This is a genomic window from Kitasatospora sp. MY 5-36, assembly GCF_001182915.1.
Classification (GTDB): Bacteria; Actinomycetota; Actinomycetes; order Streptomycetales; family Streptomycetaceae; genus Kitasatospora.
Window position 1 is genome coordinate 1 of the sequence record NZ_LFVW01000009.1, and the last position, 16036, is coordinate 16036.

Sequence of the window (16036 nt, forward strand, 5' to 3'; positions counted from 1 at the left end):
CGCCCAGCCCACGCCGTCGCTGACCCGCACCCGCTGCGAGACCAGCTTCGGGAACAGCCGGCCGATCTCCTGGTCCACCGCCTCGGAGCGGGCGGCGAGCGCGGGCAGCAGCCGCGCGTCGGGCAGCAGCTGCTCCTCGGTGCCGTCCTCGCGCAGGTGCCGTCCGGCCGCGGCGGCGCTGGTGGCGCGCTCGGTCGCGGCGGTCAGCCGCTCGCGGATCCGCGCCGCGTACGCGACCAGGAAGGACTGCCGGAACGCCTTGCTGCGCGAGTCCTTGCGGGAGCCCGCCTTGTTGAGCGCGTGGGTGGCCTGCACCAGCAGCGAGGTGTAGAGCAGCTCGACGCCGTCCAGGTCGCCGTCGAAGCCGACCACGGTGCAGAAGCCGAACTCCTTCGCCCACACCACCCGGCACCGGTTGGCCGCCGCGACCGCGTCCAGCAGCATCGTCTTGGGGCCCTCGTACGGGTTGTCCACCCCGATCCGCAGCGCCGCCGGGGTGTCGCGGTCGGCACCGGACGCGGCCAGCAGCGCGTCGTCGATGCTGTGCTGGGCCATCAGCTGCTGGGCCTTGGCGGTCAGCGCCTCGGCCTCCTCCGGGTACTCGGTGGACTCGGCCTTGGCCAGCAGCGCCCGGATCCGCGCCAGCATCCGCGGCTCGCCGCTCACCGGCCCCGCGTGCTGCGGCCGCACCGCCTGCCCGGGGGCGGGCCCCACCGGGGCGATCGGCGGCAGCCGGCCCCAGGTGCGCAGCAGCTCCAGGGCGGCGGTGGCGAGCGCGAAGCGGTCCAGCCGGTGCCGGTCGGCGAAGGCGCCGAGGTACTCGTCGTCGCCTGACCACCACACCTCGGCCTCCAGCTCGCGCAGCTGCTCCAGCCAGCGCCGGTCCAGGGCGGCCGCGGGGTGGCGGCGGCCCTCGGCGGCGATCAGGTCCACCGCGAGGGCCAGGTGGACGGGCTTCAGCTCGCGCCGCACCACCCGGGCCAGGTCGGCCGGCCGCCACCCGGCGGACCAGCAGCGGCCGACGGCCGTGTCCGCGTACCCGAGCAGCGCCCGGCCGACCTCCGGCCACTGCCCGGCCGAGGCGGCCAGCAGCGAGGCCCCGGTGTCCAGGGCGAGGTCCAGCGCCTCCTCCGGCGCCGTCACCACCGACCGCACCGCCTGCTCCAGCAGCGGTCCGGCGGTCCCGGCCTGCTGCGCGCGCTCGCCCACGGTGTGTCCCTGCTCTCCTCGACGGTGCCACGACGGCCCGGCTCCTCCTGCCCATGATGCCGGAGCGGCGGCGGGGACCGACGGGAGAGCGGTTCAGCGCTCGACGGCCTTGGCGAGGATCTCCGGGGTGCGGTCCAGCAGGCGGGCCGCCGCGAGGCGGACGCCGAGGGCCGCGACCAGCGCGCCGTACAGCGGGCCGACCAGCAGCACCGGCCAGCTCGGGCCGTCGGAGACCAGGGCCCAGGCGAGGTAGCCGCCGACCGGCAGCGCCAGCAGGGCGACGCCGAGCATCGAGCCGAACTGGTTGAGCAGGATCAGCCCGCCCTGGCCCGGGGCGGCGTTGCGCATCGGGTTGCTGTCGGCCGGCATGGTGTACGGCGCCAGGACGCTGAACATCGCGCCCAGCGCGATCCCGCAGCCGAGCAGCGTCAGCGCCAGGCCGAGCGCGGACGGCAGCTCGCTCCACCGGCCGGTGACGGCCGCCAGGACCACCCCGAGCAGCAGCGTCACGGGGACGGCGTACGACAGCACCGCGTACGCCCGGCCGCGCAGCTCGGAGCGGGCGTCGGCCGGGGTGCGCAGGGTGGCGGCGACCATCCAGAACGCCGAGCCGTCCATGCCGAACAGGTTGAGCATCTGCAGCCCGAGGAACACCCCGGTCATCGCCAGCAGGTAGACGCTCGCCCAGCCCTGGACCATCGACAGCACGCAGATCACCAGCGTCATCCCGATGCTGGTGAACAGCGCCGCCTTGGCCCGCGGCTCGCGCCAGGCGTACCGCAGGTGCCGCTGCATCACCGCGCCGGTCCGGCCCTGCGGCAGGAACCGCCAGCCGCGCGAGTCCTGCACCCCGCGGGCGACCTCCAGGGTGGAGGAGTCGGCGGTCACCATCAGCTCCTGCAGGCTCCGCCGCCACCAGCGCAGCAGCAGCGCCAGCAGCGCGGCGGCCGCGGCGAGCTGGAGCAGCGCCAGCCCGTACCGGCCCTCGCCGGCGGTGCGCGGCGCGTCCGCCGCGCTGATCGGCGGGATCCAGCGCAGCACGGAGGCGATCGGCTTGAGCGGGCTGAGGTCGATCGGCCCGCCCCGGCGGCCGAGGATGCTCTGCGAGCCGACGTTGGCGACCTGCACCAGGAGGGCGAAGGCCAGGCCGCCGAAGATCGCGAAGTCCTTGCCGCGCCGGCTGGAGAGCATCCGGGCGTTGCCCGCCGCGACCGCCCGGGAGAGCGTGACCAGGCAGAGCAGCGCGAGCGGCACGCCGAGCACCGCGACCGCGGCCGAGGCGCCGCCGGTCGCGCCGGCCAGCACCGCGGCGGTCACCAGCACCAGGCTGACCAGCGGCCCCGGTCCGATCAGCGCGGCCAGCAGGGTGCCGCGCAGCAGCGGGCCGGGGCGCAGCGGCAGCATGGTCAGCCGGGTCGGGTCGGCGCTCTCGTCGCTGGAGAAGAGGAACAGCGGCAGCGCGGCCCAGCTCAGGGTCAGCACGCCGAGCAGCATCACCCCGGCGTCCCCGGAGCCCGCGTAGCGCCCGTTCAGCGCGGTCATGGCGACGGCGACGCCGGCCGCGAGGGCCAGGCCCGCGACGCCGCCGATCACGTAGACGGTGGTCCGGCCGGGGCTGCGCCGCAGCCCGTTGCGCAGCAGCCGCAGCTTGAGTGCCACCAGGGCACGGACCACCGTCCGCCCGTCGGGCACCGGGGCATTGTTCACAGGGTGCCCCCGGCCTGCCCGCCGCCGAGCCAGCCGAGCGCCTGCCCGTCGTCCTCGCGGACGCCGATCAGCTCCAGGAAGGCCTCGTGCAGGCTGCGCCCGCCCCGGACGGAGTCCAGCGGCCCCTGGGCTATCACCTGGCCGGCGTTGACCACCGCGACCCAGTCGCAGAGCTGCTCGACCAGTTCCATCACGTGGCTGGAGAAGATCACCGTGGAGCCGGCCGCGGCGTACCGCTTGAGCACGCCGCGGATGGTCTGGGCGGAGACCGGGTCGACGCCCTCGAAGGGCTCGTCCAGGAACAGCACGTCCGGGTTGTGCAGCAGCGCGGCGGCCAGGCCGACCTTCTTGCGCATGCCGGTGGAGTAGTCGGCGACCAGCTTGTCGGCGTCCCGGCCGAGGTCCAGGACGGCCAGCAGCTCCTCGGCCCGCCGGTCCACCTCGGCGCCGGGCAGGCCGCGCAGCCGCCCGGTGTACTGGAGCAGCTCGCGCCCGCTGAGCCGCTCGAACATCCGCAGGCCCTCGGGCAGGATGCCGATCCGGGCCTTGACCGTGACCGGGTCCGCCCACACGTCGGCGCCGTGCACCAGGACGGTGCCCTGGTCGGGCCGGAGCAGCCCGGTGACCATCGACAGCGTGGTGGTCTTGCCGGCACCGTTCGGCCCGACCAGGCCGATGAACGCCCCGGCCGGCAGCTCCAGGCTCAGCCCGGCCACCGCGGCCTGGGGGCCGAAGTGCTTCCAGAGCCCCTGGATGCTGACGGCGGACGGGGTTCCCGGCCCGGAGAGGTCGGGGGACGGCGGCGCTGACGCCTGCATGGCGGCCTTCTCTGCTCGTGGTGGTGGACGTCGTCGTGGTGCGGGTCTCTCCGGGCTCAGCCTGTCACCGTGCGGACCGGCTGTCGCCCGAGTTGAGCATCCCCTGAGAGTGTCCGCCGAACGGGTGAGGCACGCCGCCCGTTTTCCTCGTCCGGGCGACTACTGGGCCGATTTGGCAACTACTCAGTTCGGCTGTTCGTCCTGCACTATGAGGGAGCAGTGACGTGCGCGGGGGTGCCGCGCTACCGGGAGGTGGCGGATGTCCGTACAACCATGGGGCGAGCCTGGTTCCGGCTATCCGCCCGGCAGGCCGGCGGGTGGCTGGCAGCCGGCGCCCGCGCCCGCGGTGGCGTCGCAGGCCGCGATGCGGGCGGGCCACGCGGACCGGGACCGCACGCTGGACGTGCTCAAGGCCGCGTTCGCCGAGGGGCGGCTCACCGTCCAGGAGTACGAGCAGCGCCACGAGGCGGTGGCCGCCGCGCAGACCTACGGCCAGCTGGCCGTGCTGGTGGCCGACCTGCCCTCGGGGCCGATGACGGCGCCGCCGCCCACCGCGGCCACGCCCGTTCCGGCCACCTTCATGCCGGTCCCGCCGCCGCCCCAGGCCCGCCAGACCAACGTGCTCGCCGTGGTCTCCCTGGTGGCCGGCCTGGTCGGCCTCTCCGCCCCCGCCGTGGTCACCGGCCACATCGCCCGCGCGGAGATCCGCCGCCGCAACATGGACGGCGACTGGGCGGCCGTCCTCGGCCTGGTCATCGGCTACCTGGGCTGCGCGTTCTGGACCCTGATGATCCTGATCGGCATCGCCTGAGGCGGGCCCGCCCGGGCGGCCCGGGGGCGGTTCGTCCATCTTCCCGATGGGGTCTTCCTCAGGCGTAGGACCTATGATGCCCGGGGCTGCCGCCGTGCGCCCGGAAGCAGTACGGTCTCCGTCACCGGCCGACGCCGAAGGGTGGGGCGGGCCGAGCGAGCGACCACGAGCTGAGGACCGTTACCAGTGACAGTCAGTGCCCAAGAGGCCTCCAGGATCCCGCCGATCGGAGGGCGTCCGCTGATCCCGGGATCCGCGCGCCGCTCCGCGGCTCGGCTCTGGACGTCGGCCCCGGCACTGCTCGCGGGTGAGGCCCTGATCGCCTTCCTGGCCGCCCTGGTGCTCCCCGTGATGGCGAGCAAGTTCCACATGGACCCGCTGGACCGGATCGCCCAGGTGAGCGGTCTCGCCGCGCTGCAGCTGCGGTTCGCGGTCATCGGCTTCCTCCTGCTCGGCGCGGTCGTGCTCGCGATGCGCTTCCGCTCGGGCCGGCACTTCGGCCTGGTGGCCCGGTTCTCCGCGGCCGCCATCGCGGGCCTCGCCAGCGGCTTCGTGGCGGCCGGCGCGGTGATGGCGCTGCTCGGCACGCCCTGGCCGATGTTCGGCCTGAACGGCGACAGCGGGCGCATCGTCGAGTGGGCCCACGCCCTGGCGAACGGCCAGCCCTCGGGCTCGGCGGTCTACCCGCCGGCGCCGCTCTACACCCTGGGCTACTACGCCGAGTGGTTCCGCGGCGGCAACACCGCGTACGCCTTCAAGGACCTCCAGATCCTCGGCGCCGCCGCGTTCGGCCCGCTGGTCTACCTGTCGTGGCGGATGCTGCTCAGCCCGGTCCGGGCGCTCGCCTTCGGCGTGCTGCCGGCCTTCGCCCTGATCGACGCCTACAAGCCGTACAGCCAGACCGTGCTGGTCGTCCTGGTGCCCGTTCTGGTCGCCGTGGTGGTGCACCTGCGCCGGAGCGGGACGGACGGCTGGCGGCTGCTGCTGCTGAAGGCGGCCGGCTTCGGCGCGCTGCTGGGCCTGCTGTTCCTCACCTACTCCGGGTGGTTCCTGTGGAGCGCCATCGGCGTGGTGGTCGCGGCGCTGGCGTACTTCCCCTGGCGTGACAGCCGGCTCAAGGGCCTGGTCTACCTGGCCGCCACCGTGGGCGCGTTCCTGCTGGTCTGCGGCAGCTACCTGGTGACCATGCTGACCGACGGCCAGGACACCAAGGACCCCAACTTCCGCTTCGACAACTTCACCGACCCGGCGTACTTCCTGATGTGGCGCACGGACATGCCGGGCAAGGTGGGGGACTGGCCGATCCCCGGCGAGTTCGGCGGCATGGACCTGTTCGCCGTGGTGATGTTCGTCGCACTGGGCGCCGCCCTCTGGCTGGGCATCCGCAAGCCGGTGGTCGTCACCATCAGCTGCATGTTCGCGAGCGCCTGGGTGATGCGGATGTACATCGCCTCGCACATGTACGAGACGCAGACGGTCCAGCTCTACACCCGGACCAACAACCAGCTGCTGTACTGCGGCCTGCTGCTGTGCGCCCTGCTGGTCCACCTGGTGTCGCTCCGGCTGGCCGAGCACCGCCGGGTCGCGGGGGCCGACGGGACCGGGGAGGCCGCCGGGACCGGGGGACTCGCCGGAACGCCCCTGCCGGGCCCGCAGGCGGCCGTCGTCGGTACGCTGTTCGCTCTCCTCTTCCTGTTCGGTACGGTCTCGTCGTCGATGTCGGACCGCTACCTGCCGGCCAAGGAGAACACCTACCGCATCCTGCCGTGGGTGTCGCACACCGTGCAGAACCTCGACGGCACCTGCCCGAAGTTCGCGCCGGGTGGGCACTGCTCCAAGACCGGTGACCAGTCATGGCTCAGCATGATCAAGTAACCAGTTCCCGCCCATGAGCCCGAACTGACCCCGAAGGCCCAATCCTGATGATGATCACCGCCGTCAAGAGCCTCGCCGACCGGCTCGTCTCCTCGCCGAGGCGTCTGTGGGCAGTGGCTTTCGCGATCCTGTTCGCCCTGAGTGCGTCCTGGTCGATCGCCACCCCGATCGGCGCCTCGCCGGACGAGCACGCCCACCTCATCCGGGCCGCGGCCGTCGCCCGGGGGCAGGTCGAGGGCCGCGAGGTCATGGTCCCGCACCTGGTGGGCGGCATCGAGGGCCAGTTCGCCGAGACCGGGGTCGAGCTCCCGCGGATCTACCAGGAGCTCAAGGACGTCAACTCCTGCTACGTCTTCAAGCCCGAGACCCCGGCGTCCTGCGCGCCGCGGCTCATCGACCGGCCGGGCGAGGCCCTGGTGACCACCGCGGCCGGCCGCTACCACCCGGCGTACTACTTCGCGGTGGGCTGGCCCAGCCTCCTGGTCCCGGGGGCGAAGGGCTTCTACCTGATGCGCCTGATGTCGGCGCTGATCTGCTCCGCCCTGGTGGCGAGCGCGGTGGTCTCGGCGGCCGAGTGGCGGCGGCGGTCCTTCACCCTGCTGGGCACGGTCACCGCGGCCACGCCGATGGCGCTGTTCCTGTTCGGCATGGTGAACCCGAGCGGTCCGGAGATCGCGGCGGGCATCCTGGTCTGGAGCGCCGGGCTGCCGATGCTGATGAACCCGGACCCGCACCTGCTGAACCGCCGGCTGGCCCGGCTGGGCATCGGCGCGCTGGTGCTGATCAGCATCCGCCCGCTGGGCATGATCTGGTTCGCCGGGGCCCTGTTCTTCGCGCTGCTGCTGAGCCAGAAGGGCGCGGTGCGGGAAGTGGTCCGCCGCAAGGTGACCTGGCTCTGGGGCGGCCTGGGCGCCGCGTCCGCCGTCGCGGCCCTGGCCTGGTCGTCGAGCCACCCGGACAACTCGATCATCAACACCCCGAGCGACCTCACCCCGCTGGCCGCGGCCCGGAAGACCTTCGACTTCGGCCTGCTGTACATGAAGCAGATGATCGGCTACTTCGGCTGGCTGGACGCCGAGGCGCCGGCCGCGACGCTGCTGGTCTGGTGCGGGGTGGTGCTCGCCCTGGCGATGTTCGCGCTGTGCTACGCCCGGTTCCGGGACGCCCTGGCGATCGTCGGGGTGATGGTCGGCATCGTGGTGATACCGATAGCGGCTCAGGCCATGCAGGCGCGCCAGCTGGGCATGATCTGGCAGGGCCGCTACCTGCTGCCGTTCGCCGTCGGGCTGCCGATCCTGTGCGCCGCGATCTGCCACGAGCGGCTGCCCTGGGGCGGCTTCGCCTGGCGCCGGCTGCTGGTGATCTCCGGCTTCTCGCTGTCCCTGGTCAACGCCGCGGCCTTCCTCTGGGCGCTGCGCCGCAACACGGTCGGCAGCACCGGCCCGCTGCTGATCAACCCGGCGCACTGGTCCCCGCCCGGCACCTGGATGCTGTGGCTGGCCGTGTACACCCTGGCCGCGCTCGCGCTGGGGCTGTTCGCGGCGGTGTCGGACAACCGGGACCGTCCGCTGCCGCAGTCGGCCGGGGCGGCCGACGGCGGTGCCGCGCAGGATCCGCCCCGGCTCGCCGGGGCCCACGCGGAGGCGTAGGGTCGCGGTGCGGGGGCTGCCCGGTTGTGGTAGGGAGCCCCGCCCCGGCCCGGTTCCCGGGCCGCTTCCGGTGCCGGCCCCGCGACCTGCGGCGTTGCATTTGTTTTGACCGAGCCCGATGCGCTAGGTACGCTCTGACCTTGTGCCTGGGGTGTCCCCGGGTCCTTGTGCGTGCATGCACACCGGTCGCCGCGCCGAGCCGGAGCGCTTCCCAGCGTCCCGCGCGTAGAGCGCCGTCGCTGTACAGCAGCCATGGGATTCCGTGTCGTAACAAGCCCAACACACCCGACCGCGTGGGTCGACCACGGGGCCGTGTGTGAGGGGAGACACCGCAGGTTAGTTCCACCAAGCCTTGGCACACAGAAAACGGAGAAACGGTGCCTACGATCCAGCAGCTGGTCCGAAAGGGCCGGCAGGACAAGGTCGAGAAGAACAAGACTCCCGCGCTGAAGGGTTCCCCGCAGCGCCGTGGGGTCTGCACGCGTGTGTACACGACCACCCCGAAGAAGCCGAACTCGGCTCTCCGCAAGGTCGCCCGTGTGCGCCTCACCAGCGGGATCGAGGTCACCGCTTACATCCCGGGCGAGGGCCACAACCTGCAGGAGCACTCCATCGTGCTGGTGCGCGGTGGTCGTGTGAAGGACCTTCCTGGTGTCCGCTACAAGATCATCCGCGGTTCGCTTGACACCCAGGGTGTCAAGAACCGCAAGCAGGCTCGCAGCCGCTACGGCGCCAAGAAGGAGAAGTAAGAATGCCTCGTAAGGGCCCCGCCCCGAAGCGCCCGGTCATCATCGACCCGGTTTACGGCTCCCCGGTCGTCACCCAGCTGGTCAACAAGATCCTGCTGCACGGCAAGCGTTCCACCGCTGAGCGGATCGTCTACGGCGCCCTCGAGGGCGTCCGTGAGAAGACCGGCTCGGACCCCGTCGTGACGCTGAAGCGCGCGCTGGAGAACGTCAAGCCGGCCCTCGAGGTCAAGTCCCGCCGTGTCGGTGGCGCGACCTACCAGGTTCCGGTCGAGGTCCGTCCGGGCCGCGCCAGCACCCTGGCGCTGCGCTGGATGGTCGGGTACTCCCGCGCCCGTCGCGAGAAGACCATGACCGAGCGCCTGATGAACGAGATCCTCGACGCCAGCAACGGTCTGGGCGCTTCCGTGAAGCGTCGCGAGGACACCCACAAGATGGCCGAGTCCAACAAGGCCTTCGCGCACTACCGCTGGTAGTCCGTACCCCGTCACTAGACAGAGAGAGAACGAGCCACAATGGCTGCAACCTCCCTTGACCTCGCCAAGGTCCGCAACATCGGGATCATGGCGCACATCGACGCGGGCAAGACCACCACCACCGAGCGGATCCTGTTCTACACCGGTGTGTCGTACAAGATCGGTGAGGTCCACGATGGCGCTGCCACCATGGACTGGATGGAGCAGGAGCAGGAGCGCGGCATCACGATCACGTCGGCCGCGACGACCTGTCACTGGACGGTCGACGACGCCGACCACACCATCAACATCATCGACACCCCGGGTCACGTCGACTTCACCGTCGAGGTGGAGCGTTCGCTGCGCGTCCTCGACGGTGCCGTGACGGTGTTCGACGGTGTCGCCGGTGTCGAGCCCCAGTCCGAGACCGTGTGGCGGCAGGCTGACCGCTACGGCGTCCCGCGCATCTGCTTCATCAACAAGCTGGACCGCACGGGCGCGAACTTCTTCTTCTGCGTCAAGACCATCGTGGACCGCCTCGGCGCCACCCCGCTGGTCATGCAGCTCCCGATCGGTGCCGAGTCGGACTTCCAGGGCGTTGTCGACCTGGTCCGCATGAAGGCGCTGGTCTGGTCCGCCGAGGCCGCCAAGGGCGAGATGTACGACATCGTCGACATCCCGGCCGAGCTGCAGGAGCAGGCCGACGAGTACCGCGAGGCGCTCATCGACACGGTCTCGAACGTCAGCGACGAGATCATGGAGCTCGCCCTCGAGGGCGAGGAGATCCCGGTCGAGCTGCTGCAGGCCGCGATCCGCAAGGGCACCCTGAACTCGGACTTCACCCCGATCTTCTGCGGTACCGCCTTCAAGAACAAGGGCGTCCAGCCCCTGCTCGACGCGGTCGTCAAGTACCTGCCGTCCCCGCTGGACATCGAGTCCATCGAGGGCACCAAGCCGGGCGACGACAGCGTCAAGATCTCCCGCAAGGCCTCGGACGACGAGCCGCTCGCCGCGCTCGCGTTCAAGATCATGTCGGACCCGCACCTCGGCAAGCTCACCTTCGTCCGGGTCTACTCGGGCCGCCTGGAGTCCGGCACCTCGGTGCTGAACGCCGTCAAGGGCAAGAAGGAGCGCATCGGCAAGATCTACCGCATGCACGCGAACAAGCGTGAGGAGATCGACTCGGTGGGCGCCGGCGACATCATCGCCGTCATGGGCCTGAAGCAGACCACCACCGGTGAGACGCTGTCCGACGAGAAGAACCCGGTCATCCTGGAGTCCATGGACTTCCCGGCCCCGGTCATCCGCGTCGCGATCGAGCCCAAGTCCAAGGGTGACCAGGAGAAGCTGGGTGTTGCCATCCAGCGTCTCGCCGAGGAGGACCCGTCCTTCCAGGTCAACACGGACGAGGAGACCGGCCAGACCATCATCGCGGGTATGGGCGAGCTGCACCTCGAGGTGCTGGTCGACCGTATGCGCCGTGAGTTCAAGGTCGAGGCCAACGTCGGCAAGCCGCAGGTCGCGTACCGCGAGACCATCCGCCAGGCGGTCGAGCGCATCGACTACACCCACAAGAAGCAGACCGGTGGTTCCGGTCAGTTCGCCAAGGTGCAGATCGCGATCGAGCCGCTCGAGCAGGCCGAGGGCTACGAGTTCGTCAACAAGGTCACCGGTGGCCGCGTTCCGCGGGAGTACATCCCGTCGGTCGACGCCGGTTGCCAGGAGGCCATGGAGTTCGGCATCCTCGCCGGCTACCCGCTGCAGGGTGTCCGCGTGAGCCTGCTGGACGGCCAGTCGCACGACGTCGACTCCTCCGAGCTCGCGTTCAAGATCGCCGGTTCGATGGCCTTCAAGGAAGGCGCGAGGAAGGCCAAGCCGGTCCTCCTCGAGCCGATGATGGCCGTCGAGGTCACCACGCCCGAGGACTACATGGGCGACGTGATCGGCGACATCAACTCTCGCCGTGGCCAGATCCGGTCCATGGACGAGCGTCACGGTGCCCGCGTCGTCACGGCGCTGGTGCCCCTCTCCGAGATGTTCGGCTACGTCGGTGACCTGCGCAGCAAGACCTCTGGTCGCGCGAGCTACTCGATGCAGTTCGACTCGTACGCCGAGGTTCCGAAGAACGTGGCGGACGACATCATCGCCAAGGCCAAGGGCGAGTGACGTCCCGATAATCGGGACGATTACGAAGCCTTAGGCTATTCGGAGGCGTCTCGGGAGGATCCGGTCGGATCCTCCCGGGAGCCTCCGGCCCCCCCACCAGCGGGACGGCACGGGATGTCCTCCGGGCAACCCGCACCAAAACCGATCAAAGACCAACTGGCGTCAGCACGGCGTACAGGAACTGTCCTCAGGAGGACTCAGTGGCGAAGGCGAAGTTCGAGCGGACGAAGCCCCACGTCAACATCGGCACCATCGGTCACATCGACCACGGCAAGACCACGCTGACCGCGGCCATCACCAAGGTGCTGCACGACGCGTACCCGGACCTGAACCCCTTCACGCCGTTCGACCAGATCGACAAGGCCCCGGAGGAGCGTCAGCGCGGTATCACCATCTCGATCGCGCACGTCGAGTACCAGACCGAGGACCGTCACTACGCGCACGTCGACTGCCCGGGTCACGCCGACTACATCAAGAACATGATCACCGGTGCCGCCCAGATGGACGGCGCCATCCTGGTGGTCGCCGCCACCGACGGCCCGATGCCGCAGACCAAGGAGCACGTCCTCCTGGCCCGCCAGGTCGGCGTTCCGTACATCGTTGTCGCCCTGAACAAGGCCGACATGGTGGACGACGAGGAGATCCTGGAGCTCGTCGAGCTCGAGGTCCGTGAGCTGCTCTCCGAGTACGAGTTCCCGGGCGACGACCTGCCGGTCGTCCGCGTCTCCGCGCTGAAGGCCCTCGAGGGCGACGCCGAGTGGGGCCAGAAGCTCCTCGGCCTGATGAAGGCTGTCGACGAGAGCATCCCGACCCCGGCCCGCGCCGTGGACCAGCCGTTCCTGATGCCGATCGAGGACGTCTTCACGATCACCGGTCGTGGCACCGTCGTCACCGGTCGCATCGAGCGCGGCATCCTCAAGGTCAACGAGACTGTCGACATCATCGGCATCAAGGAGACCAAGACCACCACCACGGTCACCGGCATCGAGATGTTCCGCAAGCTGCTCGACGAGGGCCAGGCCGGTGAGAACGTCGGTCTGCTGCTCCGTGGCATCAAGCGCGAGGACGTCGAGCGCGGCCAGGTCATCATCAAGCCGGGTTCGGTCACGCCGCACACCGACTTCGAGGCCCAGTCGTACATCCTGTCGAAGGACGAGGGTGGCCGTCACACCCCCTTCTTCAACAACTACCGCCCGCAGTTCTACTTCCGTACCACGGACGTGACCGGCGTCGTGACCCTCCCCGAGGGCACCGAGATGGTCATGCCGGGCGACAACACCGCCATGACGGTCGCGCTGATCCAGCCGATCGCCATGGAGGAGGGCCTGAAGTTCGCCATCCGTGAGGGTGGCCGCACCGTCGGCGCCGGCCAGGTCACCAAGATCATCAAGTAATTGACGATCTGACCTGCCTGCCTCGTACAGGCTCGTCCGAAGGGCCCCGCGCACCGCACGGTGCGCGGGGCCCTTCGGCGTCTCATGGGCAGTTCACCGGAGCGCACCGCCTTTCAGCGGCCGCTCATCGCAGACTGTTATGGTCGGGCCACCATCCAGCCCGCCGTCGCGGAAAGTGGGACCAACGCATGTCAACGGCACCGCTGTTGTCGGTCGTGATGCCGATCTACAACGAGCAGGAGGCGCTCCCGCTGACCGTCGAACGGCTGCGGCCGATCCTCGACGGGCTCGACGTGGCCTACGAGGTGGTCGGGGTGGACGACGGCAGCACCGACGTCACCCCGGTGCTGATGCAGAAGATCCGCCAGGACTGGCCGGAGTTCCGCATCGTCCGCTTCGCCCGCAACTCCGGGCACCAGGCCGCCCTCACCGCCGGCATCCACCGCGCCCACGGCGACTACGTGGTCTCCATCGACGCCGACCTCCAGGACCCGCCGGAGAAGATCCCCGAGATGCTGGAGCTCGCCCGCGAGCAGCACCTGGACATCGTCTACGGCGTGCGCGGCGACCGCGGCACCGACACCTTCTTCAAGCGGCACACCGCCGGCGGCTACTACTGGCTGATGCGCAAGCTGGTCGGCAAGCGGATGCCCAACCAGGCCGGCGACTTCCGGCTGCTCAGCCGGGCGGCGGTGGACGCGCTCAAGGCGATGCCCGAGCACCAGCCGGTCTACCGGCTGCTGGTGCCGTGGCTGGGCTTCCCCAGCGGCGAGGTGGTCTACGTGCGCGAGGAGCGGGTCGCGGGCAGCACCCACTACCCGCTCTCGAAGATGCTCCGGCTCGCGCTGGACAGCGTCACCAACTTCTCCGCCGCCCCGCTGCGGCTGGCCACCTGGCTGGGGCTGTTCAGCTTCCTGGTCTGCCTCCTGCTGGCGATCTACACCACGGTCGCGTACGCCGTCGGCTCCACCGTGCCCGGCTGGTCCTCGCTGTTCATAGGGATGCTCTTCATCGGCGCCGTGCAGCTGGTCTGCGTCGGCCTGCTCGGCGAGTACGTCGGCCGGATCTACTCGGCGGTCCAGGCCCGGCCCGCGTACTTCGTCGGCTACGACTCCGCCGAGGAGCAGGACCGGTACGGTACGGGCGCGTGAACGAGACCCTCTCCGCGGACCGGGGCGAGCGCGACGAGCCCGCCGGGGCGGCCCGGCCGGTCCGCCGGCAGCTGCCGTCCTTCCTGGTCATCGGGGTGCTGAGCACCCTCTTCTACCTGGCCCTGTTCGTCCTGCTGCGGCTGGTCGCCTCCTCGCAGGCGGCCAACCTGGTGGCCCTGGCGGTCAGCGCGGTGGCCAACACCGCGGCCAACCGCCGCTTCACCTTCGGCATCACCGGCTCGGACGGCGCGGTGCGCCACCAGCTCCAGGGCGCGGTCGCGTTCCTGATCGGGCTGGGCCTCAGCAGCGGCGCGCTGGCGCTGCTGGACGCGGCGCTGCCGCACGCCTCCCGGGTGGTCGAGGTGGCCGGGCTGGTGGCGGCCAACGGCCTCGCCACGGTGGCCCGGTTCGTGCTGCTCAAGCTGTGGGTCTTCCGGAGGCGCTGAGCCCGGCGCGCGGCCGGCGGCCGGTACGACGACGGAGGGGACGCGTGCCGCTGCACGCGTCCCCTCCGTGGGTCGGGCCCCGCCGTTACTGCTGCTTCAGCGAGTCCGTGTAGGCCTTGCAGGCCTGGTAGTCCGGCAGCAGGCCGGTGGCGAGCGCCTCCGCGAGGGTGGGCGCGACCGCGTCACGGGCCGAGAGCTGCGGGGCGTCGGTCGGCCACTCGATGCCGAGGTCCGGGTCCAGCGGGTGCACGCCGTGCTCGCCGGTCGGGTTGTACGTCGCCGAGCAGAGGTAGGTCAGCGTGGCGTCGTCGCTCAGGGCGCAGAAGCCGTGGCCGAGGCCCTCCGGGATGTAGACGGCCGTGCGCTCGGTGTCGTCCAGCCGGACGAACTCCCACTTGCCGAAGGACGGCGAGCCGACCCGCAGGTCGACGATGACGTCCAGCACCGCGCCGCGGGTGCAGGCCACGTACTTGGCCTGGCCGGGCGGGACGTCGGCGAAGTGGATGCCGCGGACGACGTCCTTGGCGGACAGCGACAGGTTGGCCTGGGCCAGGTCCAGCGGGTGGCCGACGACCTCGGCGAGGAGGTCGAAGCGGTACCACTCGGTGAAGTGGCCGCGGGCGTCGCCGTGCACCTGCGGGGTGATCTCGAAGGCGCCCTCGATGGAGAGCTCGCGGAACTTCACTTGGCGGCCGCCTCGTCGAGCAGGTCCACCAGGTACTGGCCGTAGCCGCTCTTCAGCAGCGGCTCGGCGAGCTCGCGCAGCTGGGCGTCGTCGATCAGCCCGGCCCGCCAGACGGCCTCCTCGATGCAGCCGATCTTGAAGCCCTGGCGCTCCTCGATGACCCGGACGAACTCCGAGGCCTGGACCATCGACACGAACGTGCCGGTGTCCAGCCAGGCGGTACCGCGGTCGAGGGTCGTCACGTGCAGGTCGCCGGTGCGCAGGTAGGCGTCGTTGACGGCGGTGATCTCCAGCTCGCCGCGGGCGCTCGGCTCCAGGGTGCGGGCGATCTCGACGACCCGGTTGTCGTAGAAGTACAGGCCGGGGACGGCGTAGCGGGACTTGGGCTCGGTCGGCTTCTCCTCGATGGAGATGACCTGGCCGCTCTCGTCGAACTCGACCACGCCGTACGCGGTCGGGTCGGCCACGGGGTAGGCGAAGACCCGGCCGCCCTTGATGTCGGAGTGCTCGGTGAGCGAGGTGCCCAGGCCGGTGCCGTGGAAGATGTTGTCGCCGAGGATCAGGGCCACCGGCTCGTCGCCGATGAAGTCCGCGCCGAGCACGAAGGCCTGGGCGATGCCCTCGGGCTTCTCCTGGACGGCGTACTGCAGCTTCAGGCCGAACTGGGAACCGTCGCCCAGCAGCCGTTCGAACTGGTCCCGGTCGTTCGGGGTGGTGATGATCAGGATTTCGCTTATCCCGGCCATCACGAGGGTCGAGAGGGGGTAGTAGATCATCGGCTTGTCGAAGACCGGGAGGAGCTGCTTCGACACCGCACGGGTCAGGGGCCACAGCCGCGAGCCGGTGCCGCCGGCCAGGAGGATTCCACGCATGGGAGCACCCTATTCGAGATCGGTGAACGCGGGAGGGGCCGGGTCGGAGGGG

General features: G+C 70.8%; 14 protein-coding genes. 9 read left to right on the forward strand and 5 right to left on the reverse strand.

What is annotated here, in order from left to right; genetic code table 11:
• From AE652_RS00415 to AE652_RS00425, 3 genes are all read right to left on the reverse strand, one after another.
• Positions 1 to 1209, reverse strand: a 1209-nt coding sequence (locus AE652_RS00415) for a DUF2786 domain-containing protein (protein ID WP_234348163.1), incomplete at its 3' end; no start/stop codon positions are given.
• 93 nt (positions 1210 to 1302) lie between these two features.
• Positions 1303 to 2901 (reverse strand): hypothetical protein, encoded by a 1599-nt coding sequence (locus AE652_RS00420; RefSeq protein ID WP_049649025.1) that lies wholly within the window; start codon positions 2899 to 2901, stop codon positions 1303 to 1305.
• 11 nt (positions 2902 to 2912) lie between these two features.
• Positions 2913 to 3734: an ABC transporter ATP-binding protein gene (locus AE652_RS00425; protein WP_049649026.1), complete on the reverse strand. Its 822-nt coding sequence runs from the start codon at positions 3732 to 3734 to the stop codon at positions 2913 to 2915.
• A 346-nt stretch (positions 3735 to 4080) separates the two neighbouring features.
• Between AE652_RS00425 and AE652_RS00430 the strand changes: the two genes are divergently transcribed.
• The 9 genes from AE652_RS00430 (at position 4081) to AE652_RS00470 (ending at position 14427) form a co-directional block, all read left to right on the forward strand.
• Entirely contained in the window at positions 4081 to 4545 is a 465-nt protein-coding gene (locus AE652_RS00430) for a DUF1707 and DUF4190 domain-containing protein (protein WP_369808242.1), read from the forward strand.
• A 186-nt stretch (positions 4546 to 4731) separates the two neighbouring features.
• Entirely contained in the window at positions 4732 to 6420 is a 1689-nt protein-coding gene (locus AE652_RS00435; RefSeq protein WP_049649028.1) for a hypothetical protein, read from the forward strand.
• Positions 6421 to 6467: 47 nt separating this feature from the next.
• On the forward strand, positions 6468 to 8069 hold the full coding sequence (locus AE652_RS00440) for a DUF2142 domain-containing protein (protein WP_049649029.1): 1602 nt from the start codon (positions 6468 to 6470) through the stop codon (positions 8067 to 8069).
• Between the two features lie 377 nt (positions 8070 to 8446).
• A complete protein-coding gene (rpsL, locus tag AE652_RS00445; RefSeq protein ID WP_014144289.1) occupies positions 8447 to 8818 on the forward strand; it encodes a 30S ribosomal protein S12 in 372 nt (123 codons plus the stop codon).
• Between the two features lie 2 nt (positions 8819 to 8820).
• Positions 8821 to 9291 carry a 30S ribosomal protein S7 gene (rpsG, locus tag AE652_RS00450; RefSeq protein ID WP_030055803.1) on the forward strand — a complete coding sequence of 157 codons (471 nt, stop codon included), beginning with the start codon at positions 8821 to 8823 and terminating at the stop codon, positions 9289 to 9291.
• Positions 9292 to 9330: 39 nt separating this feature from the next.
• Positions 9331 to 11436: an elongation factor G gene (gene fusA / locus AE652_RS00455; RefSeq protein ID WP_049649030.1), complete on the forward strand. Its 2106-nt coding sequence runs from the start codon at positions 9331 to 9333 to the stop codon at positions 11434 to 11436.
• A 200-nt stretch (positions 11437 to 11636) separates the two neighbouring features.
• Complete coding sequence (gene tuf, locus AE652_RS00460; protein ID WP_049649031.1) at positions 11637 to 12830, forward strand: elongation factor Tu; 1194 nt, start codon at positions 11637 to 11639, stop codon at positions 12828 to 12830.
• Positions 12831 to 13018: 188 nt separating this feature from the next.
• Positions 13019 to 13981, forward strand: coding sequence for a glycosyltransferase family 2 protein (locus AE652_RS00465; protein WP_049649032.1), 963 nt, complete (start codon positions 13019 to 13021; stop codon positions 13979 to 13981).
• Entirely contained in the window at positions 13978 to 14427 is a 450-nt protein-coding gene (locus tag AE652_RS00470; RefSeq protein WP_053111918.1) for a GtrA family protein, read from the forward strand. The genes AE652_RS00465 and AE652_RS00470 overlap by 4 nt, the downstream gene beginning before the upstream one ends.
• 85 nt (positions 14428 to 14512) lie before the next feature.
• Here the strand turns inward: AE652_RS00470 and rfbC are convergent, their stop codons facing one another.
• Positions 14513 to 15112, reverse strand: coding sequence for a dTDP-4-dehydrorhamnose 3,5-epimerase (gene rfbC, locus AE652_RS00475; RefSeq protein ID WP_049649033.1), 600 nt, complete (start codon positions 15110 to 15112; stop codon positions 14513 to 14515).
• Complete coding sequence (gene rfbA, locus AE652_RS00480; RefSeq protein ID WP_049649034.1) at positions 15109 to 15984, reverse strand: glucose-1-phosphate thymidylyltransferase RfbA; 876 nt, start codon at positions 15982 to 15984, stop codon at positions 15109 to 15111. Before rfbA ends, rfbC begins: the two co-directional genes overlap by 4 nt.
• Positions 15985 to 16036: the final 52 nt, after the last annotated feature.

Coding starts and splice junctions, on each gene's coding strand:
- rfbA (WP_049649034.1), bottom strand. CDS start 15,984: ATGCGTGGAATCCTCCTGGCCGGCGGCACCGGCTCGCGGCTGTGGCCC.
- rpsG (WP_030055803.1), top strand. CDS start 8,821: ATGCCTCGTAAGGGCCCCGCCCCGAAGCGCCCGGTCATCATCGACCCG.
- AE652_RS00440 (WP_049649029.1), top strand. CDS start 6,468: ATGATGATCACCGCCGTCAAGAGCCTCGCCGACCGGCTCGTCTCCTCG.
- fusA (WP_049649030.1), top strand. CDS start 9,331: ATGGCTGCAACCTCCCTTGACCTCGCCAAGGTCCGCAACATCGGGATC.
- AE652_RS00465 (WP_049649032.1), top strand. CDS start 13,019: ATGTCAACGGCACCGCTGTTGTCGGTCGTGATGCCGATCTACAACGAG.
- AE652_RS00425 (WP_049649026.1), bottom strand. CDS start 3,734: ATGCAGGCGTCAGCGCCGCCGTCCCCCGACCTCTCCGGGCCGGGAACC.